The sequence below is a fragment of the Knoellia subterranea KCTC 19937 genome (genome assembly GCF_000768685.1).
In the GTDB taxonomy this organism is placed as follows: domain Bacteria; phylum Actinomycetota; class Actinomycetes; order Actinomycetales; family Dermatophilaceae; genus Knoellia; species Knoellia subterranea.
In genome coordinates this window covers 120,010-144,679 of sequence record NZ_AVPK01000008.1, presented here as the reverse complement: position 1 = coordinate 144,679, position 24,670 = coordinate 120,010, and the positions used below count along the sequence as shown (strand labels likewise).

Here is a 24,670-nt window from a genome sequence, read left to right as displayed (position 1 = left end):
GGCTCGTGGCGGGACTGTTGGTGACGGGGACGAGCTCCGATGCGGGGAAGTCACTCGTCGTGACCGCGCTGTGCCGACTGTGGTCGCGCCAGGGGGTTCGGGTCGCGCCGTTCAAGGCGCAGAACATGTCGAACAACTCGATGGTCTGCCGCGACGGCTCCGAGATCGGGCGGGCGCAGTGGCTCCAGGCCGTGGCTGCCGCGGTCGAACCGTCGTCGGTGCACAACCCGGTTCTGCTCAAGCCGGGCAGTGACCGGCAGGCGTTCGTCGTGCTGCGGGGGCAGCCAGCGGGGCAGCTCGTGGCGGGTGAGTACGCGACGGGGCGCCGGCATCTGGCGGAGGCGGCGTTTGCCGCCTTTGAGGAGCTCGCCGAATCGGTGGATGTCGTCGTAGCCGAGGGTGCAGGGTCGCCAGCCGAGATCAACCTGCGGGCGGGTGACTACGTGAATCTTGGTCTGGCACAGCGTTTTTCGCTGCCTGCGCTCCTCGTCGCCGACATCGACCGTGGTGGAGCGCTGGCCGCTTTGTATGGCACGTGGGGGCTCGTGTCGGATTCGGATCGCGCACTGTTGCGCGCCTACGTCATCAACAAGTTCCGGGGCGACGCGTCCGTCCTGGCTCCCGGTCTCGACGTCGTGACGGAGCGGACGGGGATGCCGAGCGTGGGCGTTCTCCCCTGGCTCGAGGGCGTCTGGCTCGACTCCGAGGACGCCCTGTCGGTGGGTCGCTGGCGGCCCTCGACCGACGCTCGGCCGGACCGGCTGTCGGTTGCGGTCGTGCGCTTCCCTCGTACGTCGAACGCCACCGACGTGGACGCCCTGGCCGCTGAACCAGGCGTGGACGTTCGGGTGACGACCGATGTCGATGTATGCCGTGAAGCTGACCTTCTCGTCCTGCCTGGCTCGCGCGCGACCGTGAGCGACCTCGAGTGGCTGCGGTCCACCGGTCTGGCCGAGGTAGTGGAGTGGCGGGCCTCCCAGGGGCGGCCCGTGCTCGGGATCTGCGGGGGCTACGAGATGTTGGCGCAGTGGATCGACGACCCGGTCGAGAGCTCGACCGCGGGTCGCGTGGAGGGACTGGGGCTGCTCCCGACCACCGTCACGTTCCACGCCGAGAAGGTGCTGGCGCGCCCGTCGGACACGTGGCGGGGTCACGAGGTCGAGGGGTACGAGATCCATCACGGTGTCGTCGACGACGATCGGACCTTCCCCGGTGGGACCGCGTCCGGGTCCGTCTGGGGGACGATCTGGCACGGCACGCTCGAGTGCGACGACTTCCGCCGGGCGTGGCTCTTCGAGGTGGCGGCTGCGGCGGGCTCGACGTGGACTCCCGACCTGTCCGCACCCGGCTTCACCGCTCGCCGCGAGGCAATGATCGACGCCCTCGCCGACGCCGTCGAGGAACACGTGGACCACGAGTCACTTCTGGAGATGGCGCGATGACGAGCACTGCTACAGAGACGAACGACGCGGCTGGAACGAACGCCGGATCAGACGCGAATGGCGCTGTGCCCGTGTGTGATTCACGCCGAGTCCGCGTCATCGGCATCGGCACCGGCTCCCCCGCCCACGTCACCGGTCAGGCCATCTCGGCACTACGTGAGTGCGACGTCTTCCTCGTGGCCGACAAGGGTGAGGTCAAGGACGAGCTCGTCGCCGTGCGTCGTGCTATCTGTGAGGAGTTCCTCGACGAGGGCAGCTACCGCATCGTCCCGGTGACCGACCCGGAACGCGGGCCGGACGCGGAGCGGGACAGGACGGCATACCGGGCGGGTGTTGACGCGTGGCACGCAGCGCGAGCGGACCGCTATGCCGAGATCATCGCGAGCCTTCCCGAGGGTGAGACGGTCGGGTTCCTCGTGTGGGGCGACCCGGCGTTCTACGACAGCACGATCCGGATCGTCGATGCCGTCGCGGAGCGGCTGCCGCTCGATGTGCGCGTGGTCGCGGGGCTGTCGGCGATCCAGGTTCTCGCCGCCGAGCACGGCATCGTCCTCAACGGCATCGGGCAGCCGGTGCACGTGACGACCGGGCGGCGACTGCTCGACGAGTGGGCACCCGAGCTCGGGACCGTCGTCGTCATGCTTGACGGGTCGCTGAAGTGCCGTGAGCTCGTCGAGCGAGCACCGGATCTCGTCATCCACTGGGGTGCGTATCTCGGTCTTCCGCAACAGGTTCTGCGTTCCGGGCGACTGGCCGACGTCATCGACGAGCTCATCGATCTGCGGGCCCAATTGCGCGAGGAGCACGGCTGGATCATGGACACCTACGCCCTGACTACTGCGTCCGCGCCACACCCCGCCTGATCTTCAGACCCTGCAGGACGAGTGAGGCGGCGAGCGCGGCGCCCACACCCTCGCCGGCGCGCAGTCGCAGCGACAGGAGCGGCTCGAGACCGAGGAGGCGAAGTACCTCGGCGTGGGCCCGCTCTCGGCTGCGCTGACCCGCGATGAGGTGGGACTGAACGCTTGGCTCGATGGACACCGCAAGCACTCCCGGCAGCGAACCCGCGAGACCGTCAAGGACCACCGGCGCACCACCGCTGGCCGCACCCAGGACGACACCGGTGAGGAGTGCGATCTCGGCACCGCCAACCGCGGCCAGCAGATCGGCGGGGTCAGCGCGCCAGGCCGTGGCGCGCGGACCGATGCGCGCCAAGGCCTGCTCGACGACGGTGCGCTTGCGCTCGACGATGTCGGAGTCGGCCCCAGCTCCGACTCCAACAGCGTCGAGCGGCGAGAGGCCCGTGACCGCGCAGGCCAGAGCGGCCGCCACGGTGGTGTTGCCGATGCCGACCTCACCCAACGCGACCAGCCCGGTGCGCGCGGCACCTTCGCCCAGGCGGCGACCGGTCGCGAGGAGACGGTCGACGTCGGCGCGAGTCAGGGCGTCCGTGGTCGAGAGATCACCGCGTAGGTCCAGCGGCCGCGCCGGCAGAGCACCACCCACCGGCTTCTCCCCCGGCACGCCTGCGTCGATGACGACGAGTCCGAGTCCGGCCGAACGCGCCGCGACGGCACCCATGGCCGATCCCGCGACCGCAGCTTCGAGGACGTCCCGCGTCACGCGCTCCTCGAACGCACTCACCCCGAGCGCCGCGACGGGATGGGCTGCGCCCACGAGGACGAGCGTGCCGGTGAGCGGCATGACTCCGCGACCCAGCGCTTCGACCCGGCTCACGACACGGTCGAGCACACCGAGCGACTCGGCCGGCGACAGCAGTCCGTCGGCGGTGTCCGTCGCGGCCACGAGCGACTCGGCGGGAAGTGCCTGAGCGACATGTCCGGCGTGGGTGCCGTCGCCGACGTGGGCAGCGCCGAGGTGCGAGACCGGTGCCGTGGGAGCCCATGCGTCGACGTTCTCGAACCACCGATCCTCCATGACGACGTCCTCGAGCGGAAGCCGCTTGGACCAGGCTGCCCGCTCGAGGCCGGGCGTCGGCGGGCGCTCGTCCGGCCAACCCAGGCACATCCACCCCATCGGCACGACGTCCTCGGGCAGACCGAGCAGGGACGACAACTCGTCCGGGTCGAAGAGGGTCACCCAGCCCATGCCGAGGCCGCGGGCACGAGCGGCGAGCCACATGTTCTCGATCGCGGTGGCGCAGGACCAGAGGTCCGCGTCGGGGAACGTCGCCCTCCCAAGCACGCCTGCCGCTGGAGTCCGGCGGTCGCACACGACGACGACACCGACGGGAGCCTCGCGCAGGCCCTCGAGCTTGAGGTCGAGCATGCGGGCGGCGCGGTCGTTCGTGAGGAGCGCTGCCTGATCGAGTCGTGCTCGGTCGGCGAGGTGTGCGGCGCGATCGCGCACGGACGGGTCGCGCACGACGATGAACCGCCACGGCTGCGAATGCCCGACGGACGGGGCCCGGTGGCCGGCCGTGAGGACCTCGGTAAGCAGGTCGGAGGGCACGGGATCCGGACGGAAGCGCCGGATGTCACGACGCCCGGCGATCACCGCGTCGAGCGCCTCGATGACGTCGTCGCCAAAGGCCCAACCGCTCGGATCGTCCGCCCGTTCCCGCGCGCTCGTCGTGTCACCCACGAGCGGTGTGGGCCGCGGCCACATGCCCGCCGAACGCTCCTCCACGCTCACTCCTCGAGGTCGCCTTCGACGTCGAGGTAGACCTGACGCATCGCGTCCATCACCTCGGGGTCGGGCTCCCCCCAGAGGCCACGATCGGCCGCCTCGGACAACTTCTCGACAATCCCGCGCAGCGCCCACGGGTTGGCCTGCCGCATGAAGTCCTGGTTCGTCTTGTCGAGGACGTAGTCCTGGGCGATCCGCTCATACATCCAGTCGTGCACCACGCCCGCCGTCGCGTCGAACCCGAAGAGGTAGTCCACCGTCGCCGCGAGCTCGAACGCACCCTTGTAGCCGTGCCGCTGCATCGCCGCGACCCAACGCGGGTTGACGACGCGGGCGCGGAAGATGCGGTTCGTCTCCTCCTGGAGCGTGCGCGTCTTCACATTCGCTGTGGTCGTCGAATCTCCGACGTATGCCGCTGGGCTGGCGCCCGTGAGCGCCCTCACCGTCGCGACCATTCCGCCGTGGTATTGGAAGAAGTCGTCGGAGTCGAGGATGTCGGACTCGACGTTGTCGACGTTCTTGGCGGCGACCTGGATGCGGGTGTAGTTGCGCTCCATGTCGTCCCGCGCCGGAGCGCCGTCGAGGTCGCGGCCGTAGGCGAACCCGCCCCACTGGGTGTAGACCTCCGCCAGGTCTTTGTCGTCGCGCCAGGTTCCCGACTCGACGACCTGGAGGATGCCGGCACCGTAGGAGCCAGGCTTGGAGCCGAACACCCTTGTGCGAGAACGTCGTTCGTCGCCGTGGACGTCGAGGTCTGCGAGGGCGTGTGCCTTCGGGAAGTTCTGCTCAAGCGGCTCGTCGAGGCCCACGACGAGCGCAACGGCATCGTCGAGCAGGTTGATGACGTGCGGGAACGCGTCCCGGAAGAAGCCCGAGATACGCACCGTGACATCGATGCGAGGGCGGCCCAGTTCGGCCAGGGGGATCGGCTCCAACCCGACGACGCGACGCGACTGCTCGTCCCAGACGGGAGTCACGCCGAGCAGCGCGAGCACCTCACCGATGTCGTCGCCGGACGTGCGCATCGCCGACGTCCCCCACGCCGACAGCCCGACCGAACGGGGCAGTTCGCCCTCATCGTCGAGATAGCGCTGGAGCAGCGACTCGGCCATCGCGGAACCGGTCTCGTACGCGAGCCGGGACGGGATCGCCTTGGGATCGACCGAATAGAAGTTGCGGCCGGTGGGCAGGACGTTGACGAGCCCACGCAGGGGCGAACCCGACGGGCCTGCCGGGACGTACCCCCCGTCGAGGGCGTGCAGCACCATCGGGATCTCGCCCGTCGTGCCGGCCAGTCGTGGGACGACCTCGTCGCAGGCAAAGCGCAGCGACGCCTCGACCCCACGGTTCTCTGTCCCCAACTCGGCCGCGACGATGCCCGGCACGGCTCCGGCGTCCCACCTGGCGGCCGACACGGCCGACACGAGCCGCTTGGCCACAGTCTCCGCCGCGTCGGTCTCCGCCGTCGACGCCCCGGTGTCGCTGAGCCCCAACGCGGTGCGCAACCCGGGCACACCGTCGCGCGCTCCACCGAACACCTGACCGGCGCGCAGGATCGCGAGCACGAGGTTGTCGAGCCCCTCCCCCTCGGGCGCCTCACCGAGGACGTGCAGTCCGTCCCGGATCTGGACGTCCTTGATCGCGCACAGGTGGTAGTCGATCTCGCCGACGAGGGCGTCGAAGCCCTCCTCGTCGGGTCGCTCGGACAGCCCGAGGTCCTGGTCCATCTTCGCGGCCTGGAGCAGTGTCCAGATCTCGCCCTGGAGGGCCGGTGCCTTGGCCGGGTCCATCACCGAGACGTTGCCGTACTCGTCGAGCAACTGCTCGAGTCGGGCAATGTCGCCGTACGACTCGGCACGTGCCATCGGCGGCACGAGGTGGTCGACGATCGTCGCGTGCGCCCGCCGCTTGGCCTGCGTCCCCTCACCCGGGTCGTTGACGAGGAACGGATAGATCAGCGGCACGGATCCGAGCGCTGCGTCCGACCCGCATGCCGACGACAGGGAGAGGTTCTTGCCCGGCAGCCACTCGAGGTTGCCGTGCTTGCCCATGTGCACGATGGCGTGGGCGCCGAACTCCTCCTCGATCCACCGATACGTCGCGATGTAGTGGTGGGTCGGCGCGAGATCTGGGTCGTGGTAGATCGCGATGGGGTTCTCGCCGAACCCACGCGGCGGCTGCACAAGGAGCACGACATTGCCCGATTGCAGTGCGGCAGAGACGATTTCGGCTTCGCCGCCACTCGCCAGAGCAGAGTCGTCGACGAACAGCGAACCCGGCGCCTCGCCCCACGCCTCCGTCATCCCGTCGCGAAGGTGAGCGGGGAGCGAAGCGAACCACCCGGCATACCGGCTGCTTGGAATGCGGACGTGGTGCTCCGTGAGCTGACCGTCGGTGAGCCACTCGGGGTCCTGCCCGCCGGCCTCGATGAGTGCGTGGATGAGGGCGTTGCCAGCCGTCGTGTCGAGGGCCTCGCCGTCACGCGGCTCGACGCCGTCGAGGCCTGGGATTCCGCCCGGCTCTCCGAGGTCGTATCCCGCCTCGCGCATCGCGCGCAGCAGCCGGATCGTCGACACCGGTGTGTCGAGGCCGACGGCGTTGCCGATGCGGAAGTGCTTCGTCGGGTAGGCCGACAGGACGATCGCGATGCGTCGCTGGGCCGGCGGGGTGTGGCGCAACCGGGCGTGCCCGACGGCGATCCCGGCGACGCGGGCGCACCGCTCGGGGTCGGCGACGTAGTGCGGCAGGCCGTCGGAGTCGGTCTCCTTGAACGAGAACGCGACGGTGATGATCCGGCCGTCGAACTCCGGCACGGCGACCTGGGTGGCGACGTCGAGCGGCGACATGCCGTCGTCGGACTCGTCCCACTCGTCGCGGCTCCACGTGAGGCAGAGGCCCTGGAGGATCGGGACGTCGAGGGCCGCGAGGGCGGCGACGTTCCAGGCGTCGTCGTCCTCACCGGCGGAAGCCGTCGCGGGGCGCGTGCCGCCGGCCGCGAGCACGGTCGTGACGATCGCGTCGTAGGTGCCGAGGTGCCCGAGGAGGTCCTCGGGAGCGTCGCGCAGGGAGGTCGCCCACACCGGCACGCCCACTCCCCCAGCGGTGTCGACGGCGTCGGCGAGGGCGTGCGCGAAGTCGGTGTTCCCGGCGGCGAACTGCGCCCGGTAGAAGAGGATTGCGACGCGGGGCCGAGGGCTTTCGTTCTCAGGGTCGGCCTCCACCACCGCCCGCTCGAGAGTCCCCCAGCGCGGCAGCTCGGCCGGCGGCTCAAACGTGTCGCCACTCATGAGCAGCGTGTCCGAGAGGAACGCGTGCAGCTCGCGCACGTTGTCGGCACCGCCCTGCGCGAGGTAGCGGTGCGCCTCGTGGACCACACCCGCCGGCGCGGTCGACTCGGCCATGAGGGCGGCGTTCGGGGCCTGTTCGCCACCGAGAACGACGAGCGGGATGCCCCGCTCACGCACGTCGGCGAGCTCGGCCGGGAGGTCCTGCGGCGAGCCGAGGATGCGCGCCACGACGATCTCGGCGCCCTCGATCGCGCTGGCCACCGAGGTGTGCGCGGGGCGGGCCGGATTGGCCCAGGCCCAGTCGGCGCCGCTTGCCCGGGCGCAGACGAGGTCGGTGTCCGAAGTCGACAGGAGTGCAATGCGCGGCATGGCCCGTGGGCTCCTTCCGGGGTGTCCTCGCCCCGTGATGGCTGGGACCCGGACGTTCGCCGGGCCGGCTGCGACGACGTTCCTGACTCACCTCGCTCCCTGCTCTCGCGAACAGCGGCGGGGCTCACAGTGGCGGGACCGTCCCGGACTTGCACCGGGTTCCGTCGACTCGCAGCCGGGGGCAGCGTATCCGGTCGCCCCGCTACTGTGACCGCCGTGTCCGATCCCTCGACCACCCGAGCGCCGGCAGACCGCTGCCCGGGGCTGCTCCGGCCGTTCCTCGCCGACGACGGTGCGCTCGTGCGCCTCCGTATGCCGGGTGGCCGGGTCGCGCCGTCCGTGCTGTCCGAGGTGGTCGCGATCGCGGAGCGCTTCGGCGCGCCGGTCGTGCAAATGACGTCGCGGGGGAACCTCCAGGTGCGGGCGTTGCCGTCGCCCTTGCCTCCAGCCTTCGTCGAGGCAATCGAGGCAACGGGGCTGCTGCCGTCGGCGACGCACGAGCGGGTGCGCAACGTCGTGGCTGCCCCCCTGGCTCGCGAACTCGACGGCATGGTGGCGGCGTTCGACGCCGCCCTCGTTGCCGATCCGGTGCTGGCTCGGCTGCCGGGGCGCTTCCTTTTTGCCTTCTCGGATGCCTCGGGTTCGGTGCTGTCGGAGCGCTGGGACATTGCGTACCAACAGTTTTCGGCCGATTCCGGAGTTGTGTATGCCGGTGGGCTGGCTTCCGAGGTAGCCCTCGGTGACGCCGTGCCCGCGATGATCGACGCGGCCCGGCGGTTCGTCGAGATCGCCCCCGAGGGCGCGTGGAACGTCCGCGACCTCCCACCCACTCTGCTCCCCGACTTGTTGCCCTCCTGGGACACGCCGCGCGAAGCGCCGAAGCGTCCCAACAGGGCAATACGTCGGCCGTTGCGGCCGGGTGTTGTGGGGCCGGACGTCGTGGCCGGGGTGCCGTTGGGGATGCTCACGCGGCAGCACGTCGCGGCCTTCGCCGAGGTCGCCGGTCCGGACGCCCCGGCCGTCGTCACGGCGTGGCGCTCGGTCGTGGTGCGGGACGGTGCCGCACGGGTGGACGTGCTCCGCGATGCGGGACTGGTGATCGAGGCCGCCGGCCCATGGTCCAGACTCTCTGCCTGTGTCGGCGCGCCTTCGTGCCGACGTACGACGGTCCCCACCCTCGACCTGGCGCGATCCGCGGCCGAGCTGGTGGCCGCCCGACGGCTTCCTTCCACACAGGACGTGCATGTCGTCGGGTGTGAACGGCGGTGTGGCACAGGGGTGTCCGACCACGTCCTCGTTGCACCGCCGACCGTCGACCACGTGGTCACATCCCTGACCCAAGTCCCCATCGGAGGAGAGACGTGAGCGAGCTCGCTGCCCCGACCCGTCGCTACGACTACGTCACCGACGGCCAGGAGATCTATCGCCGCTCGTTCGCGATGATCCGGGATGAGAGCGACCTCAGAGGGCTCCCCACCGGCCTCCATACCGTCGCGACGCGCATCATCCACGCCGCCGGCGACGTCGCCATCACCTCGGAGATCGCCGCGCACCCCGAGGTCGTCGCGGCTGCCCGCTCGGCCCTGTCCAACGGTGCCCCGATCATCACCGACTCTCAGATGCTCGCCTCCGGCGTGACCCGGCGACGTCTCCCCGCCGACAACGAGGTCCTCTGCACCCTGCGCGACGAGCGGGTACCGGGACTCGCCATGCAGTGGGACACCACCCGTGCGGCCGCCGCCGTCTCCCTCTGGGGTGACCGACTCGAGGGTGCCGTGGTCGCCATCGGCAACGCCCCGACCGCGCTCTTCCACCTGCTCGAACTCATCCTCGACGGCGGCCCGCGCCCCGCTGCGATCGTCGGCATGCCGGTCGGCTTCGTCGGGTCCGCCGAGTCCAAGGTCGCTCTCGCGGAGCACCGTCTCGCCGACGGGGAACAGATCCCGTGGCTCGTCGTGCACGGCCGTCGTGGCGGATCCGCCATGGCAGCTGCCGCGCTCAACGCCCTCGCCCATGAAGACGAACTCGCATGAGCGACAGCGCCACTGACTCGATGGCCGCACGGCCGGGCCACCTCTATGGCGTCGGTGTCGGGCCGGGCGACCCCGGACTCATCACGTTGCGGGCAGCCGCACTCATCGCCTCGGCCAACGTCGTCGCCTACCACCGCGCCGCCCACCGGGAGTCCACCGCCCGCTCGATCGCAGCCGGCCACCTGCGCGAGGGTGTCATCGAGGAGGCCCTTGTCTACCCCGTGACGACGGGGACGACCGACCACCCCGGTGGCTACTACGGGGCCCTGGCCGACTTCTACGACGAGTGCGCGGAACGGTTCCGGGCTCACCTTGACGCAGGACGCAGCGTCGTCTGCCTCGCTGAGGGCGACCCGCTCTTCTACGGCTCGTTCATGTATGTCCACGACGCCTTGCGCGACGACTTCCCCACCGAGGTCGTACCCGGCATCACCGCCATGTCGTCCGCCTCCGCCGCCGTGGGCTCAGGCCTCTCCCGCCACGAGGACACCGTGACGGTGCTTCCCGGCACGCTGCCCGTCCCCGAGCTCGCCCGCCGCCTCGCCGACACCGACGCCGCGGTGATCATGAAGCTGGGCCGTACCTTCGCCGGCGTCCGCGAGGCACTCCACCAGGCAGGGCTCCTCGACCGCGCGGTCTATGTCGAGCATGCAAGTCGGGCAGGGCAGCGCGTCGTCCCCGTCCGCGACGTCGACGCGGACACCGTGCCCTACATGTCGATCGTCATCGTGCCCGGCGAGGACAAGCGCGCCGACGCTGCCGGGCGGGCCGGACTCGGCTCCACGACGATGGCCCGAGCCGAGAGCCTGGTCGGTCGCGTCCGTCGCCACGAGCACGCCGGAGCCGAAGGCGAAGGCGAACGGACGGCATACGAACTCGGTTCTGTCGCAGCGCAATCCGCGACGGGAACGGTTCATGTCGTCGGACTCGGTCCGGGTCCGGACCGGTGGCTCAGCCCAGAAGCTGCCGAGGTTCTCGGGACCGTGCAACACGTCATTGGTTACGCGCCCTACGTCGCACGCGTCCCCCAGCGGCCTGGGCTGACCCGTCATGCGAGCGGCAACACCGTCGAGGTGGACCGTGGGCAGCACGCGCTCGAGCTGGCTCTGGCTGGTGACGACGTGGCGGTCGTCTCCGGTGGCGACGCGGGCGTGTTCGGGATGGCGGCGGCGGTGTTCGAGGCGGCCGAGGATCCGCGCTTCGACGGCGTGGAGATCGAGGTGGTCCCGGGCATCACCGCCGCGCACGCCGCCAGCGCCCGCGCGGGTGCTCTGCTCGGCGCCGACCACGCCCTGATCTCGCTCTCGGACCGGCTCAAGCCGTGGGACGTCCTCCTCGAACGGCTGACGTCGGCCGTGCGCGCGGATCTTGCTGTCGCGCTCTACAACCCGCGTTCGCGGAGCCGTCCGCACCAGCTCGGTGAGGCGCTCGACGCGGTTCGCGAAGTGGCCAAGCCCGACCGGGTCGTTGTGGTCGCTCGCAACGTCGGTCGCGACGGAGAGGACCTGCACGTCACGACGCTCGGCGAACTCGACCCGGCATCCGTCGACATGAGCTGCCTCGTCGTCATCGGGGCGACGAGCACGCGCGTCACGCCGACGGGTCGCGTGTGGACGCCGCGCTGGGTCGACTGACACCCGGCGCACGTCCGCTCAGCCGGCGAGCGTCCCTCGCTCCGCGATCACCTTGATCCGGGCGAGGCTCTGGCCGATGTGGTCGTCGAGCTCGTCCGAGTGTCCACTCCCCCCACCGAGGAAGAGCCGCGTGAACGTCAGAGCCACCACGGGCATCCCCTCGCCACCATGACGCCGCTCAGTGAGCCGTGTCCCTGCCGACGTCGGCTCCAGTTCGTAGCTCCACCGCGCCCTCAGCAGGCGAGGCCGCGATGTCGATGGAGCGTTCGAGCGTGGCGGGGATGGGTGCAGGCATGCCCGCATCCTCGCTCAGCCGCGGTTGCGGATGCGTGCCCCGTAGAGGTGACTTTCGACAAAGTCCTCGGCCTCGAGCGCCCAGCCGACGATGATGACTGCGGCCTGACGCAGCTCGTGCGCCTCGACCTGGTCAGCGATGTCGGCGAGGGTGCCGCGCAGGATGAGTTCGCCGGGTTGCGAGACCTGGGAGCCCACTGCGACAGGGCAATTCGCGCCGTAGTGCTCGGCGAGCTCAGCAGCCAACCGCCGCGTATGCCGGATGGCCAAGTGCAGGACGAGTGTCGCATTCGTCGCCGCGTAGGTCGCCAGCTCCTCCCCCGGCGGCATCGCAGTCGAGTCCCGGTGGGCCCGGGTGAGGACGACCGTCTGGGCGACTTCGGGCACGGTGAGCTCACGCCCGAGTAGCGCAGCGGTGGCGGCGTAGGCGGGCACCCCCGGAGTCACGTCCCAGGGCACCCAGGCCCGGTCGAGGCGGCGGGTCTGCTCGGCGATCGCGGAGTAGACGGACGGGTCGCCCGAGCACAGCCGCGCGACGTCCTTCCCGGCTTGGTGCGCTGCGACGAGGTGGGCCGTGATCGCGTCGAGGTCGATGTCCTGCGTGTCGATGAGTTCGGCGCCTTCGGGGCAGTGCGAGAGCACCTCGGCGTCGAGATAGGTCCCGGCGTAGAGGCACACCGGGGACTCCTGCAGCAGCCGGACCGCCCGCAGTGTGAGCAGGTCGGCGGCGCCGGGCCCGGCGCCGATGAAGTGGACGGTCATGACGCTCCTGCGTTTTGGTCTTCCGCCGTGGCCGGCATGGATGCGGCCTTGGTTACGGACCACTGGACGATGGGTCGGGCCGGCTGCCACGACAGCATCCGACCGAGGGGTTCGGCGCGTTCGACGCTGACGCGACGCAGCTCTCCGCCATGGCGTCCGTGCGCCGCGACCACGACCGCCTCGGTGTCGAGCGTGACGCAGTGGACGACGAGGCGGCCGCCCACGGGGAGGCGTGACCACGCCGCGTCGATGAGGTCGGCGCTGGCACCGCCCCCGATGAATACGGCGTCAGGAGTGGGGAGTTCGTCGACGACATCCATCGACGAGCCCGTCTCGACGGTAACGGGAACGCCATACGCCGCAGCGTTCTCCCCGACCCGAGCCGCCCGTGCCGCGTCGCGCTCGACGGCCACGGCAGCGGCGCGATCGGCCGCGAGGCACCACTCGACCGAGACCGACCCCGAGCCGGCCCCGAGGTCCCACAACCGCTGGCCCGGCATGGGCCGCAGCGCCGCCAAAGCAAAGGCCCGGATCTCGCGCTTCGTGATCTGGCCGTCGTGGGCGAACGCATCGTCCGGCAGTCCGGGGGTCGTGCCCCAGAGCGCAGCTGTCGCAGGCACCTCCACGGCAACGACATTGAGCGTCGGTATGCCGTCCGGTCCCGGAACCTTTCCGGCCGCGAGTTCCGCTGCGGCACAGTCGAATCGGCTCTCCTCCGTCGTGCCCAGGTGGCCCAGGACCGTGAGCCGGGCGTCACCCAGCCCGAACTCGACGAGCACGCGGGCCAGCTCGACCGGGGTCTTCGACCCAGCCGAGAGCACCACGAGACGGGCGCCGGGAGCGAGACGGGGGCGGACGGCATACACGGGTCGGGAAACGAGCGACACGACCGAGGTGACCTCACTCGGCCACCCCATCCGAGCGTGAGCCAGGGCGACCGACGACACCGCCGGGTGGACACGTACGGAGCCAGCGCCGAGCACCCGCAAGAGCGTCGTCCCGACACCCGACACGAGCGGGTCACCCGTCGCCAGCACGACCACGCCATCCGAGCCCACCTGGGCAAGGAAGGACTCAAGCCCGGGCAGCATGGGCGAGGGCCACGACCGTCGCTCCTGGCCCTCGCGAACAGGCACGAGGTCGAGCAGACGGGGCGACCCCACCAGCACCCGGGCGGCGTCGACGAGCCCCCGCTCGGCCGGCGCAAGGGCCTCGAGCCCCTCGGCAGGTACTCCGACGACGTCGATCACGGCGCTCACTGTAGACACCGCGGCGGCACCCGGGCGGCGCGTGTCATGATGGCGCCGGTCCCCCGCGAGGAATACCGGTGCAAGTCCGGAGCGGTCCCGCCACTGTGATCCCGACGCGTTCGGGAGAGCCAGGACGTCGCCGGGGGCTCTCGTGCCCGACGCCTCGGGTGCGGGCCGGACTCGGGCGAGCGTGGTCACTCGCCCCAAGGAGAAGCCCCGCGTGACGCACTACCCCTTCACCGCCGTCGTCGGCTCGGACGACCTCTCCCTCGCCCTCATCCTCACGACCGTGTCGCCGGGCATCGGTGGCGTCCTCGTGCGCGGAGAGAAGGGCACCGCCAAGTCGACGATCGTGCGCGGTCTCGTCGAGCTGCTGCCGGCCCATGACGTCGTCGAGGGGTGCCGGTTCGGCTGCGACCCCGCGCGTCCCGACCCGACCTGCCCCGATGGTCCGCACGCCCCCGAGTCGGCGACGACTGAGCACCCCGCTCGCCTCGTCGAACTCCCCGTCGGCGCCACCGAGGACCGCGTCATCGGCTCACTCGACCTGGGCAAAGCCCTCGGGTCCGGCGAAGCGGCGTTCCAGCCCGGGCTGCTCGCCGACGCGCACCGCGGCATCCTCTACGTCGACGAGGTCAACCTCCTCCACGACCACCTCGTCGACCTCCTCCTCGACGCAGCCGCGATGGGGCGCAACACCGTCGAGCGCGACGGGGTGTCGGTCTCGCACGCGGCACGACTCGTCCTCGTCGGCACGATGAACCCCGAGGAGGGCGAGCTCCGCCCCCAGCTCCTCGACCGCTTCGGCCTCACCGTCGAGGTCGCCGCGTCGCGCGACCCGCAGCTGCGTGCCGAGGTCGTCCGTCGCCGACTCGCGTTCGACGCCGATCCGGTCGCCTTCTCGGATGCGTATGCCGCCGCGCAGCGCGACCTCGCGGACCGCGTCGCCTCCGCGCGTTCCGCGGTGGAGTCAGTCGAGTTGAGCGACTGGGCGCTCTCGACGATCGCCCGGGTGTGTGCTGGCTTCGAGGTCGACGGGATGCGGGCCGACATCGTCACGGCGCGCGCAGCGATGGCCCACGCGGCCTGGCACGGCCGGACGTCCGTCGCCCGCGAGGACGTCCGGGCCGCCGCGATCTTCGCCCTGCCGCACCGGCGTCGGCGCAACCCGTTCGATGCCCCGGGGCTCGACGAGGACCTGCTCGAGCGGCTGCTCGACGAGGTACCCGAGCCCACTGACCCCACTGACCCGAGCGAGCCCACCGACCCGAGCGACAAGGGACCCCAGGGCAAGGGGCCGAGCGACGGTCCCGACAAAGACGGACCCGATGGCGGTCCGAGCGGCGGCCCGGACAAGAACAGTCGCAACGAGAGTCAGCAGAACGACAGTCAGCAGGACGCGGACCTGAGCGAGACGCCCACACCGGAGGCACCCGAGCCGGGTGATGGCGACTCCACCAGCAGCCCGGACGAGCCCGCCGCAGTCCCCGTCGGCGTCGCAGCGGCGGGCGCACCCTTTCGAGCGCGCGCCCTCACTCTCACCGGTCTGGGCACCGGCGAAGCAGGGCGGCGCAGCCGGGCACTGACCTCGACCGGGCACACGATCGGCGCCACGACGGGTACGCGTGGCCGGGTCCACCTCCTCGCGACCATCACGGAAGCCGCACGGCACCGCGGAACGCGCGGGACGGCATACGGACGCCTGTCCATCCAGCCGGCTGACCTCCGCACCGCGGTCACTCAGGGGCAGGAGTCGAATCTTGTGCTCCTCGCCGTCGACGCGTCCGGCTCGATGGGGGCGCGCAAGCGGATGGAGGAGGTCAAGACTGCGGTGCTGTCGCTGCTGCTCGATGCCTACCAGCGACGAGACCGAGTGGGGCTCGTGACGTTCCGCGGGACCGGCGCCGAGGTGGCGCTGCACCCGACCTCGTCCGTCGACGCGGCAGCGCGCTCGTTGGCCACGCTCCCCCACGGTGGACGGACGCCGCTGGCCGAGGGACTTCTCACCGCCACCAAGGTCCTGGCCATCGAGAAGCTGCGCGACCCGAAGCGTCGACCACTGCTCGTCGTCGTCACGGACGGTCGTGCGACGTCCGGCAGCGACGCCCTCGAACGGGCACGCGCAGTCGCCGACGCGTGGGGTCGCACGGGACACCAAGCGGTCGTGATCGATTGCGAGACAGGGCGATTCAGGTTGGGGCTGGCGGCCGAGCTCGCCAGCCGGATGGGCGCGACGCACGTGCCGCTCGGCGAGGTTGCCGCGGGCGCCATCGTCGAGTCGGTGACGACGGCGCGCGACGTGTGGCGTTCAAGGAAGGTGGCCTGATGGCCCAGGGACAGGTCCCCGTCACCGCCGCCGACGGCCTCACGACGCGCCAGCGCCGCAACCGGCCGCTGCTGCTCATCCACGGCGGCACGGGCAAGGGGAAGTCGACGGCGGCGTTCGGCCTCGCACTGCGCGGATGGGTCCAGGGCTGGTCGATCGGCGTCTTCCAGTTCGTGAAGTCGGCGAAGTGGCGCATCGGCGAGCAGTCGGCCCTCGAGGCGCTGGGTCGGCTCCACGAGGAGACCGGCGAGGGCGGCCCGATCGAGTGGCACAAGATGGGTTCGGGCTGGTCGTGGTCGCGCAAGGCGGGGTCCGAGGAGGACCACGCCGCGGCGGCGCGTGAGGGCTGGGCGGAGATCCGCCGACGCCTTGAGGCGGAGACGCACGGGCTCTATGTGCTCGACGAATTCACCTATGTCCTCAAGTGGGGTTGGGTCGACGTCGACGAGGTCGTTGCCGTGCTGTCCGCCCGCACCGGCCACCAGCACGTCGTCATCACCGGGCGCGACCCGCACCCGGCGCTCATCGAGATCGCCGACGTCGTCACCGAGATGACGAAGGTCAAGCACCCCTTCGACCAGGGCCAGAAGGGTCAGAAGGGCATCGAGTGGTGAGCGTCCCCCGGCTCGTCATCGCTGCGGCGGCGTCGGGCCAGGGCAAAACGACGGTGGCCGTCGGGGTCATGGCTGCGCTCACGCGGGCGGGTCGGGCGGTGGCCGCGGCCAAGGTGGGTCCGGACTACATCGACCCGGGCTACCACGCGCTGGCGACGGGACGCCCGGGTCGCAACCTCGACCCGTGGCTCCAGGGCGAGTCGCTCGTGGCACCCCTCCTCGCGCACGGTGCCGTGACGCCAACGCCCGCCGATCTCACCGTCATCGAGGGCGTCATGGGACTGTTCGACGGCCGACTCGGCACGGACGGGTGGGCGTCGACGGCCCACGTCGCCACCCTCACGAGCTCGCCCGTGGTTGTTGTCATCGACATTTCCTCGGCGTCGCGCACGGTGGCTGCGACGGTCCACGGGCTGCGGATGTTCGACCCCAACGTCCACGTCGTCGGCGTCATCCTCAACAAGGCCGGGTCGGTGCGTCACGCGGATGAGGTGCGGCGCAGCGTCGAGCAGCTCGGAGTGCCGGTCCTTGGCGTGCTGCCCCGTGACGCTGGCGTGTCCGCGCCGTCCCGCCATCTGGGCCTCGTGCCCGCAGCCGAGCGCCCCGAGGCCGCCGCTGCCCTCGACCGGTTGGCCGAGCAGACTGCGGAGTACGTCGACCTCGACGCCCTCGTCGAGATCGCCTCTGGCGCACCGGATCTCGACGTGGAGCCGTGGTCACCACCCGCTTCGTCGTCGGCTCTGCTGTCGCCTGCGGCGCTTGAGGGTATGCCGGCCCGCCGGGTTGCGATCGCCGGTGGACGTGCGTTCACCTTCCGGTATGCAGAGACCGAGGAGATGCTGCGTGCCCTCGGCTGCGAACCGGTGACCTTCGACCCCGCTCTTGACACGGCGCTGCCGGCCGGGACCGACGGTCTCTACCTCGGTGGCGGGTTCCCCGAGGTCCACGCGACCGCCCTGTCGACGAACACCAGACTGCTCGCGGACGTTCGCGACGCAGTGCTCTCGGGCGTGCCCACCGTCGCGGAATGTGCCGGACTGCTCTATCTGACCGAGGCGGTCGACGGCTCTCCGCTCGTCGGGGCCGTGCCGACGACCGCCGCGATGAACCCGCGCCTGACTCTGCGCTATGTCACCGCGATCGCTCCCGAGGACACCCTGCTCGGACCAGCCGGAACACGGGTCCACGGCCACGAATTCCACCGCACCGGCACCACACCCGGCCAGGGCGAACGCGCTGCCTGGCTGCTCGACGGCTCGCCCGAAGGCTGGTCCCTCGACCCCGCAGGAACCGGATCACCGACCCTGCACGCGAGCTACCTGCACACCCACTGGGCGGGTCACCCCGGCCTGGCGACCCGCTTCGCCGAGGCCGTGCACAGTGGCGAAACCCGCTCTCGCACAGCCCTGCCCACCATCTCCCCAAGCGCAGGGTTTCCGGATCATCATGACGCTGGCCACGTCAGCGATCCCCTTGAGCACCATGGCGACGCGGAGACCGATCCCGGGCTGGTCGACCTCGCCGTCAACGTCCGCCTCACCACTCCTCCCACCTGGCTGGCACAAAGGCTCCGCGACAGAATTGGCGACCTCGCGGCATACCCCGATGTCCGCAACGCGCGCCGAGCGCTCGCCCGCCGACACGCGGTCGGCGAGGACATGGTGCTGCCCACGAGCGGCGCGGCGGAGGCGTTCGTCCTGCTCGCCCGGATGACGCAGGCCAAGCGGCCCGTCGTCGTGCACCCGCAGTTCACCGAACCCGAAGCGGCGCTGCGTCGGGCAGGCATCGTGCCCGAACGGGTCGAGCTGCGCGCCGACAAGGGGTTCGTCCTCTCGCCCGCTGACGTTCCCGAGGATGCGGACCTGGTCATCATCGGGAACCCGACCAACCCCACGGGTGTGCTCCACCCCCGCGCGGCGCTCGAGCAGCTGCGCCAGCCGGGCCGTCTGCTCGTCGTCGACGAGGCCTTCATGGATACCGTTGCGGGAGAGTCGGATTCGCTCATCGCGTCGTACATGGACGGCGTGCTCGTCCTACGGTCATTGACGAAGACCTGGGGTCTCGCGGGTCTGCGGGCGGGCTACGTCATCGGTGCACCCGACGTCGTCGCCGGCCTCGCGCGTCACCAACCGCACTGGTCGGTCAGCACTCTCGCGGCCACGGTCATGGAGGCGACGACGACACCGGCTGCCCAGCGCGAAGCGGAGGCCGCCGTTGCCGAGACCGAACTGTGGCGGGCGCACCTGCTCCGCGGTCTGCGGCATCTCGGCCTGGCCCCTGTCGACTCCGCCACATCGTTCGTCCTCGTCGAGGTTGGCGCGGGTGTGCGCGAGACCATGAGAGAGCGCGGGTACGCCCTGCGTCGCGGTGACACCTTCCCCGGGCTCGGCCCGACGTGGGTACGCATCGCGGTCCGTGACCCCCACACCATCGACGGAATGCTCCGCGAGCTCGCCACCGTCGCCACCTCGAAGGAGCGCATCGCATGAGCCTCACCCTTCCCGTGCCGCACGGTGCGCGCGTCCTGATCACGTGGCCGGGACCCCGCGTCGCCGAGACCGTGCATGCCCTCACCGACCAGGGCGCCCACGTCACGATCACTCCCATGGGGTCCACGACCCCCGAGACCCGTGCTGTCATGGCGGACCTCGAGGGACGGCAGCTCGCCACGGTCATCGACGAGGTCCACATCACCGACTTCGACGTCGTCCTGCGCGACCCCATGACGACCTCCCCCGACAACACAGCAGCCACAGCCGACACGCCCCAGGGCCGGGTCAGCCTCGTCGGCGGCGGCCCAGGCTCCGTCGACCTCCTCACTGTCGCGGGCCTGCGCGCGATCCAACACGCGGACGTCCTCGTCTGCGACCGGCTCGCTCCCCTGTCCGCACTCTCGCAGGCACGACCCGACGCCGAGGTCATCCACGTGGGCAAGATCCCGCGGGGTGCCTTCACGCCACAGGAGGCGATCAACGACCTCCTCGTCGAGCACGCCCTCGCCGGCAAGTACGTCGTCCGCCTCAAGGGCGGCGACAACTACGTCTTCGGCCGCGGAGGCGAGGAGTGGCTGGCGTGCCGGGCACACGGCATACCCGTCGAGGTCATTCCGGGAGTGACGTCCGCGGTGGCCGTACCCGCGCTCGCCGGCATCCCCCTCACCCACCGCGGGCTCACGCAGGGCTTCGTCGTCGTGTCCGGCCACGTCGGCCCCCGGGATGAGCGCAACGACGCCAACTGGGCGGCGCTGGCGCAGAGCGGCCTGACGATCGTCGTGCTCATGGGCGTGGCCGCGATCGCCGAGATCGCCGATGTCCTCATCGAGCACGGCCTCGATCCAGACACGCCCGCTGCGTCCATCGCCGACGGCGCGATGCCGAGCCAGCGGATGGCACGGGCCTCTTTGTCTCAGATCGCCGACGCCGCTGCCGAGCAGGACATCACCGCGCCGGCCATCACCGTCATCGGTCCGGTCGTCGCAGCGCTCGAGGACTGAGTTCCATTGTCCGACATGGCTTCTGGGCTGCGCCTGGCAGTGGGGACGCTGACCGTCGTACCGGTTGGCCAGATCGCCGACCCCACTCCCGGGCACGCGCGCTGGGCCATGTCGCTTTCCCCCGTGGCGGCGTTGCCGGTGGCGATGGCGGCCGCGGTCGTCGTCGCGCTCGGTGACCTGGCTGTGTTGCCGCCGCTCGTCGTCGCGGCTCTCACGGTCGCGGTGCTTGCTGGTGGAACCCGTGCGATGCACCTCGACGGGCTCGCCGACACGGTCGACGGGATCGGTGGCGGGTGGACCCGCGAACGGGCCCTCGAGATCATGCGTCGCAGTGACGTCGGCCCGATGGGTGTGGCTGCCGTCGTGCTCATCCTCCTCGTCCAGGTCGCCGCACTGTCGGCGGTCGTGGCTCGCCCGTGGGGCTGGTTGCTCACCGCAGCCGTCGTGGTCGCCTCGCGCGCAGCCCTCCTGCTCACCTGCCGATCCGGTATGCCGTCCGCCCGCCCCAGCGGCCTCGGCGCCGTCGTCGCTGGTTCCGTCCCGATCTGGGTGGCTGGTCTCGGGGGTGTCGTCGTCGCGGCACTACTGACTTTGGTCGCCGCCGCATCGGGGCTGTCTCCTTGGAGCGGGGCTGTCGTAGTCGTGCTGGCAGGCGTGGCCGTGGGGCTGCTCCTGCGAACCTGCCGTCGCGTCTTCGGTGGCGTCACGGGTGACGTCATGGGGGCGTCGACCGAAGTGGCCTTCACCGTCCTGCTCGTCGTCCTCGCGTCAGGGAGGTGGTGACCGTGCGGACACTCGTGACCGGCGGGGTCCGCTCCGGGAAGTCCATGGTGGCCGAGAAACTCTTGGCCGAGATGGCGCCGCACGGATCAGCGACCTACGTCGCGACAGGACCGTCCATTGACGACCCGGACTGGGCGAACCGCATTGCCGCACACCGGGATCGTCGCCCGACGTCTTGGTCGACGGTGGAGACCCGCGACCTCGCCGACGCCCTCGAAGCCCTGACCGGGCCAGCCCTCATTGACTGCCTCGGTACGTGGCTCACGAGCGCCCTCGACGAGCTCGACGTGTGGGAAGCCCCGCGGGAGTCGTGGCAGGAGGCCCTGCACCAGCGCACCTCCGCCGTGGTTGAGGCATGGGCTCGTTGCCCCCACGACGTCGTGGCCGTGACGAACGAGGTCGGGTGGGGCGTCGTCCCGGAGCACCGCTCGGGGCGGATCTTCGCCGACGAACTCGGACGGCTCAACCAGGACATCGCACGGGCCAGTGACCGCGTCCTCCTCGTCGTTGCCGGCCACGTCCTCCCCCTGAGTCAGCCGTGATGGCTCCTGCCCTGATGTCCCAGAGCACGACGCAAACTGCAGTCTCACGGCGCCTGTCAGGCTCCTCGAGACGACTCGATCCGGTCGCGGCCGGGCTCGTGCTGGGCTTCCTGGCCGACCGGGCGTTCGGCGACCCGCGACGGGGCCATCCCGTGGCCGGTTTCGGTCAGCTCGCCGCGGCTCTGGAGCAGCGGATCCACGCGCCCAGCCGCACCCGGGGCGCCGTGGGTGTCGGAATGCTCGTCGCTTCAGCCGCAGGTCTCGGTCTCCTCGAGCGTCGATTCCCCACCGCTGCCCGAGTGGCGGTGACGGCCGCAGCCACGTGGGCCGTGGTCGGTGGACGCTCCCTCGAACGCGAGGGTGAAGCCATCGACGACCTGCTCACCGCCGACGACGTAGCTGGTGCACGCCAGCGCATCCGCAACCTCGTGGGCCGTGACCCGAGCGCCCTCGACGCGGACGAGATCGCGCGCGCCTGTGTCGAGAGTCTCGCGGAGAACTCCGCGGACGCCGTGGTGGCGCCACTGTTCTGGGGAGCCGTGGCGGGCGTGCCGGGCCTCGTCGGCTACCGCGCGATCAACACCCTCGACGCGATGTGGGGCCACCGCAACGAGCGCTACCGCGAGTTCGGCTGGGCCGCGGCCCGGCTCGATGACGTGGCCAACTGGATCCCCGCACGTCTCACGGTGGCGCTCAACGCCGCCCTCGCTGGGCAAACGGACCGCCACCGTGCCAGCGCGGTCATCGACACCGTGCGACGCGATGCCCCCGCCCACCCCAGCCCCAACGCGGGGCCGGTTGAAGCTTCATGGGCGGCAGCCCTGGGGGTCCGACTCGGCGGCACGAACCACTACGACGGCGTCGACGAGGACCGCGGGCACCTTGGCGACGGCCCACCCGTGACCGTGAACGACATCGCCCGCACCACGAAGCACCTACGCCGCCTCTCGGTGGCAGCCCTCGTCACCCTCGCCACCGCCCGACTCCTGACCCGCTCCCGCCATTCAGCCAGGTGAGGACGTCGGGCACTGAGGCGACCTCGTCCAGACCGACGGGCACCTCAGGGCGCTTCACGACGACGACCGGCACACCCAGCTCGCGTGCTGCGGTCAGCTTGGCCGCGGTGTAATCACCGCCCGAGTCCTTCGTGAGCATGACATCCAGCGCGTGCTCGTGCATCAGCGCCGTCTCGCCGGCCACGTCGTAGGGTCCGCGGTCCAACACCACGGTCCACCGGGCGGGTGCGTCCGCGTCCAGAGGTTCCACGACCCGCACCACGGCGTCCCGGTCAGCCCAGCTCGCATAGTGCTGCAACGTCTGCCGACCTGTTGTGACGAACGGCCGCCGAGCCCTCAACGACTCCGCCACGGCACGCGCAGCTTCATAGTCCGACACCCAGTGCCACGAACCCGCGTCCGGATGCCCGGCCCACCCCGGCCGGGCCAGCCGCAGACACGGCACGCCAGCGAAACGCGCCGCGGCCCCCGCGTTGGCCGTCATCCCAACCGCGAACGGATGCGTCGCATCGACGAGATGCGTGAAGCCACCACGGGCGATCTCACCCGCCAGACCCTCGACCCCACCGAACCCGCCGACTCGCACCTCCCCCACGGGCAGTCGCGGGCGGGACACCCGCCCGGCCAGCGACGACACGACCTCCACCCCGGCATCGACCAACGCCGCAGCCAGTGCCCGAGCCTCCGCCGTACCCCCCAACAACAGCACCCGAGTCACGAACGTCCCTCTCGCACAACGGATCCATCGACGAACACCACGTCGGCCCGGGCCTCTCCGGCAGCATCGACCACAGCCTGCGCGTTCGCCTCATCGGACCGCAGCACCCACTCGGTCGCGTCCTCAAGGCCACGCCCGGTCTCCACGTGCCGCGCCACGAGGCGCGACACGCGAACCTCCCCGTCCAGGGCACACCACCACACCTCGTCGAGCAGCGGCGGCACGGCGGCCCAGTCCCCCGAGCCCAGCAACAGGTAGTTCCCCTCCGTCACCACGAGATCCGCATCCACCGGCACCACCGCACCAGCCGCCACCGGCTCACCCAGCCCGTGATCGAACGTCGGTGCCGCGACCACCGCGCGAGGCACCGCGCGAGTGGAAGCCAGCACACCGGCATACGCGATGGCATCGAACGTGTCCGGCGCGCCCTTGCGGTCACGTCGCCCCAACGCGTCGAGCTCCGCGTTCGTGAGGTGGAAGCCGTCCATCGGCACGTGCGCGACCCGTCCAGAGAGACCCTCGTATGCCGTCACGGCGGTGAGCAGTCGGCTCACCAGGGTCGTCTTGCCGGCTCCCGGTGGCCCGGCGATCCCGAGGACGGCCCGACGCGGAGCAACCCGAGCGACGAGGGACTCCAACCGCCCCAACAGGTCCTCGACAGAGCGGGATTCACCAGATGCCAAGGACCTGCCCGCCGATCCGGATGGTGAAGGCGACGACGACGCAGATGAAGACGATGCGCACGAACTTGCTCCCCAGCGACACGGCCGTGCGAGCGCCGACGTAGCCACCGAGCAGGTTGGCGACGGCCATGACGGCGCCGACCTTCCACATGACGTGACCCCCGGGCGCAAAGACCGTGAGCGCACCCAGGTTGGTCGCGAAGTTCGCGATCTTGGCCTTGGCGCTGGCCTCGAGGAACGCATAGCCCATGAGTCCGACGAGCGCGAACACCATGAACGAGCCCGTCCCCGGCCCGAGCGCGCCGTCATAGACACCGATGACGAACCCGACAAGCATCGCGACGACTGTGTGCCGCGTGCCGTCCCACCGGAGAGCCGTCGACGTGCCGAGGGAGGGCTTGAAGAGCGTGTAGGCACCGACGCCGATGAGCATCACGAGGATGATCGGGTTGAACGCCGGCTTCGGGATGTGCAGCCCGATGAGCGCTCCACCGATCGCGCCGATGTAGGCCACGCCGGCCATGGGCAGGGCGGTACGCAGGTCGGGCTTGACCCGCCGCCAGTACGTGGCGGCGCTCGTGACCGTGCCCCAGATCGAGCCGAACTTGTTCGTGGCGAGCAGCTGCGCCGGCGTCGCGCCGGGGAAACCGAGCAACAGCGCCGGAAGCTGCACGAGCCCGCCACCACCGACGACCGCATCGACCCAACCCGCGACGAAACCCGCCAGCGCCATGAGCGCGAAGGTCGTCAGGTCGGGATCCGGCACGGCCGCAGC

Annotated in this window: 20 protein-coding genes and 2 riboswitches; of the genes, 12 read left to right on the top strand and 8 right to left on the bottom strand. The window is 70.9% G+C overall.

All coding sequences use genetic code 11. The features are described 5' to 3' along the window. Nucleotides 1-5: 5 nt before the first annotated feature. Together N803_RS13815 and cobF are read left to right on the top strand one after the other, a co-directional pair. The gene (locus tag N803_RS13815; RefSeq protein ID WP_035906235.1) at nt 6-1,442 is read left to right on the top strand and encodes a cobyric acid synthase; all 1,437 of its coding nucleotides are present in this window, start codon (nt 6-8) and stop codon (nt 1,440-1,442) included. Further along, a complete protein-coding gene (gene cobF, locus N803_RS13810; protein WP_084764528.1) occupies nt 1,439-2,305 on the top strand; it encodes a precorrin-6A synthase (deacetylating) in 867 nt (288 codons plus the stop codon). The genes N803_RS13815 and cobF overlap by 4 nt, the downstream gene beginning before the upstream one ends. On the opposite strand, the gene bluB is transcribed toward cobF, so the two are convergent. Together bluB and cobN are read right to left on the bottom strand one after the other, a co-directional pair. Next, on the bottom strand, nt 2,277-4,091 hold the full coding sequence (gene bluB / locus N803_RS13805; RefSeq protein WP_245617277.1) for a 5,6-dimethylbenzimidazole synthase: 1,815 nt from the start codon (nt 4,089-4,091) through the stop codon (nt 2,277-2,279). The genes cobF and bluB overlap by 29 nt on opposite strands. Before the next feature lie 2 nt (nt 4,092-4,093). Further along, on the bottom strand, nt 4,094-7,747 hold the full coding sequence (cobN, locus tag N803_RS13800; RefSeq protein ID WP_035906228.1) for a cobaltochelatase subunit CobN: 3,654 nt from the start codon (nt 7,745-7,747) through the stop codon (nt 4,094-4,096). Between the two features lie 78 nt (nt 7,748-7,825). Then, nucleotides 7,826-7,910, bottom strand: a riboswitch (cobalamin riboswitch). Between the two features lie 53 nt (nt 7,911-7,963). Between cobN and N803_RS13795 the strand changes: the two genes are divergently transcribed. From N803_RS13795 to N803_RS13785, 3 genes are read left to right on the top strand one after another with little or no spacing between them, the layout of a single operon-like run. Next, complete coding sequence (locus tag N803_RS13795; RefSeq protein ID WP_245617275.1) at nt 7,964-9,112, top strand: cobalamin biosynthesis protein CobG; 1,149 nt, start codon at nt 7,964-7,966, stop codon at nt 9,110-9,112. Beyond that, entirely contained in the window at nt 9,109-9,780 is a 672-nt protein-coding gene (locus N803_RS13790) for a precorrin-8X methylmutase (RefSeq protein ID WP_035906227.1), read from the top strand. Before N803_RS13795 ends, N803_RS13790 begins: the two co-directional genes overlap by 4 nt. After that, nucleotides 9,777-11,414, top strand: coding sequence for a precorrin-2 C(20)-methyltransferase (locus tag N803_RS13785; RefSeq protein WP_084764526.1), 1,638 nt, complete (start codon nt 9,777-9,779; stop codon nt 11,412-11,414). Before N803_RS13790 ends, N803_RS13785 begins: the two co-directional genes overlap by 4 nt. Nucleotides 11,415-11,432: 18 nt before the next feature. Here N803_RS13785 and N803_RS19050 read toward each other — a convergent pair whose 3' ends face one another. The 3 genes from N803_RS19050 to N803_RS13775 all read right to left on the bottom strand — a co-directional run bounded on the left by N803_RS19050 (nt 11,433) and on the right by N803_RS13775 (nt 13,720). Beyond that, nucleotides 11,433-11,564, bottom strand: a complete 132-nt coding sequence (locus N803_RS19050; RefSeq protein WP_281175013.1) for a hypothetical protein — start codon at nt 11,562-11,564, stop codon at nt 11,433-11,435. 159 nt (nt 11,565-11,723) lie between these two features. Then, nucleotides 11,724-12,470, bottom strand: a complete 747-nt coding sequence (locus N803_RS13780) for a cobalt-precorrin-4/precorrin-4 C(11)-methyltransferase (protein WP_035906225.1) — start codon at nt 12,468-12,470, stop codon at nt 11,724-11,726. After that, a complete protein-coding gene (locus tag N803_RS13775) occupies nt 12,467-13,720 on the bottom strand; it encodes a bifunctional cobalt-precorrin-7 (C(5))-methyltransferase/cobalt-precorrin-6B (C(15))-methyltransferase (protein ID WP_052112297.1) in 1,254 nt (417 codons plus the stop codon). The genes N803_RS13780 and N803_RS13775 overlap by 4 nt, the downstream gene beginning before the upstream one ends. Nucleotides 13,721-13,788: 68 nt before the next feature. Continuing rightward, a riboswitch (cobalamin riboswitch) is annotated at nt 13,789-13,855 on the top strand. Between the two features lie 85 nt (nt 13,856-13,940). Between N803_RS13775 and N803_RS13770 the strand changes: the two genes are divergently transcribed. Genes N803_RS13770 through cbiB form a run of 7 tightly spaced genes read left to right on the top strand, consistent with a single transcriptional unit; the run spans nt 13,941 to nt 22,494 of the window. Further along, entirely contained in the window at nt 13,941-16,046 is a 2,106-nt protein-coding gene (locus N803_RS13770) for a magnesium chelatase subunit D family protein (RefSeq protein ID WP_035906223.1), read from the top strand. Beyond that, nucleotides 16,046-16,660 (top strand): cob(I)yrinic acid a,c-diamide adenosyltransferase, encoded by a 615-nt coding sequence (gene cobO / locus N803_RS13765; protein WP_035906221.1) that lies wholly within the window; start codon nt 16,046-16,048, stop codon nt 16,658-16,660. The genes N803_RS13770 and cobO overlap by 1 nt, the downstream gene beginning before the upstream one ends. Beyond that, the gene (gene cobBC, locus N803_RS13760; protein WP_035906220.1) at nt 16,657-19,149 is read left to right on the top strand and encodes a bifunctional hydrogenobyrinic acid a,c-diamide synthase/histidinol phosphate aminotransferase CobBC; all 2,493 of its coding nucleotides are present in this window, start codon (nt 16,657-16,659) and stop codon (nt 19,147-19,149) included. Before cobO ends, cobBC begins: the two co-directional genes overlap by 4 nt. Beyond that, nucleotides 19,146-20,153 carry a uroporphyrinogen-III C-methyltransferase gene (gene cobA / locus N803_RS13755; protein WP_035906217.1) on the top strand — a complete coding sequence of 336 codons (1,008 nt, stop codon included), beginning with the start codon at nt 19,146-19,148 and terminating at the stop codon, nt 20,151-20,153. The genes cobBC and cobA overlap by 4 nt, the downstream gene beginning before the upstream one ends. A gap of 15 nt (nt 20,154-20,168) precedes the next feature. Beyond that, the gene (locus tag N803_RS13750; protein WP_035906213.1) at nt 20,169-20,936 is read left to right on the top strand and encodes an adenosylcobinamide-GDP ribazoletransferase; all 768 of its coding nucleotides are present in this window, start codon (nt 20,169-20,171) and stop codon (nt 20,934-20,936) included. A gap of 2 nt (nt 20,937-20,938) precedes the next feature. Next, entirely contained in the window at nt 20,939-21,478 is a 540-nt protein-coding gene (cobU, locus tag N803_RS13745; protein WP_342666694.1) for a bifunctional adenosylcobinamide kinase/adenosylcobinamide-phosphate guanylyltransferase, read from the top strand. After that, on the top strand, nt 21,478-22,494 hold the full coding sequence (gene cbiB / locus N803_RS13740) for an adenosylcobinamide-phosphate synthase CbiB (protein ID WP_425402415.1): 1,017 nt from the start codon (nt 21,478-21,480) through the stop codon (nt 22,492-22,494). Before cobU ends, cbiB begins: the two co-directional genes overlap by 1 nt. Here the strand turns inward: cbiB and N803_RS13735 are convergent. The 3 genes from N803_RS13735 to N803_RS13725 are packed head-to-tail and all read right to left on the bottom strand — an operon-like array spanning nt 22,442 to nt 24,661. Next, nucleotides 22,442-23,212 (bottom strand): cobalt-precorrin-6A reductase, encoded by a 771-nt coding sequence (locus tag N803_RS13735; protein ID WP_052112295.1) that lies wholly within the window; start codon nt 23,210-23,212, stop codon nt 22,442-22,444. The two genes, cbiB and N803_RS13735, sit on opposite strands and share 53 nt — an antisense overlap. After that, complete coding sequence (locus tag N803_RS13730) at nt 23,209-23,895, bottom strand: nucleoside/nucleotide kinase family protein (RefSeq protein WP_084764525.1); 687 nt, start codon at nt 23,893-23,895, stop codon at nt 23,209-23,211. Before N803_RS13730 ends, N803_RS13735 begins: the two co-directional genes overlap by 4 nt. Next, complete coding sequence (locus tag N803_RS13725; RefSeq protein WP_035906209.1) at nt 23,882-24,661, bottom strand: sulfite exporter TauE/SafE family protein; 780 nt, start codon at nt 24,659-24,661, stop codon at nt 23,882-23,884. Before N803_RS13725 ends, N803_RS13730 begins: the two co-directional genes overlap by 14 nt. Nucleotides 24,662-24,670: the final 9 nt, after the last annotated feature.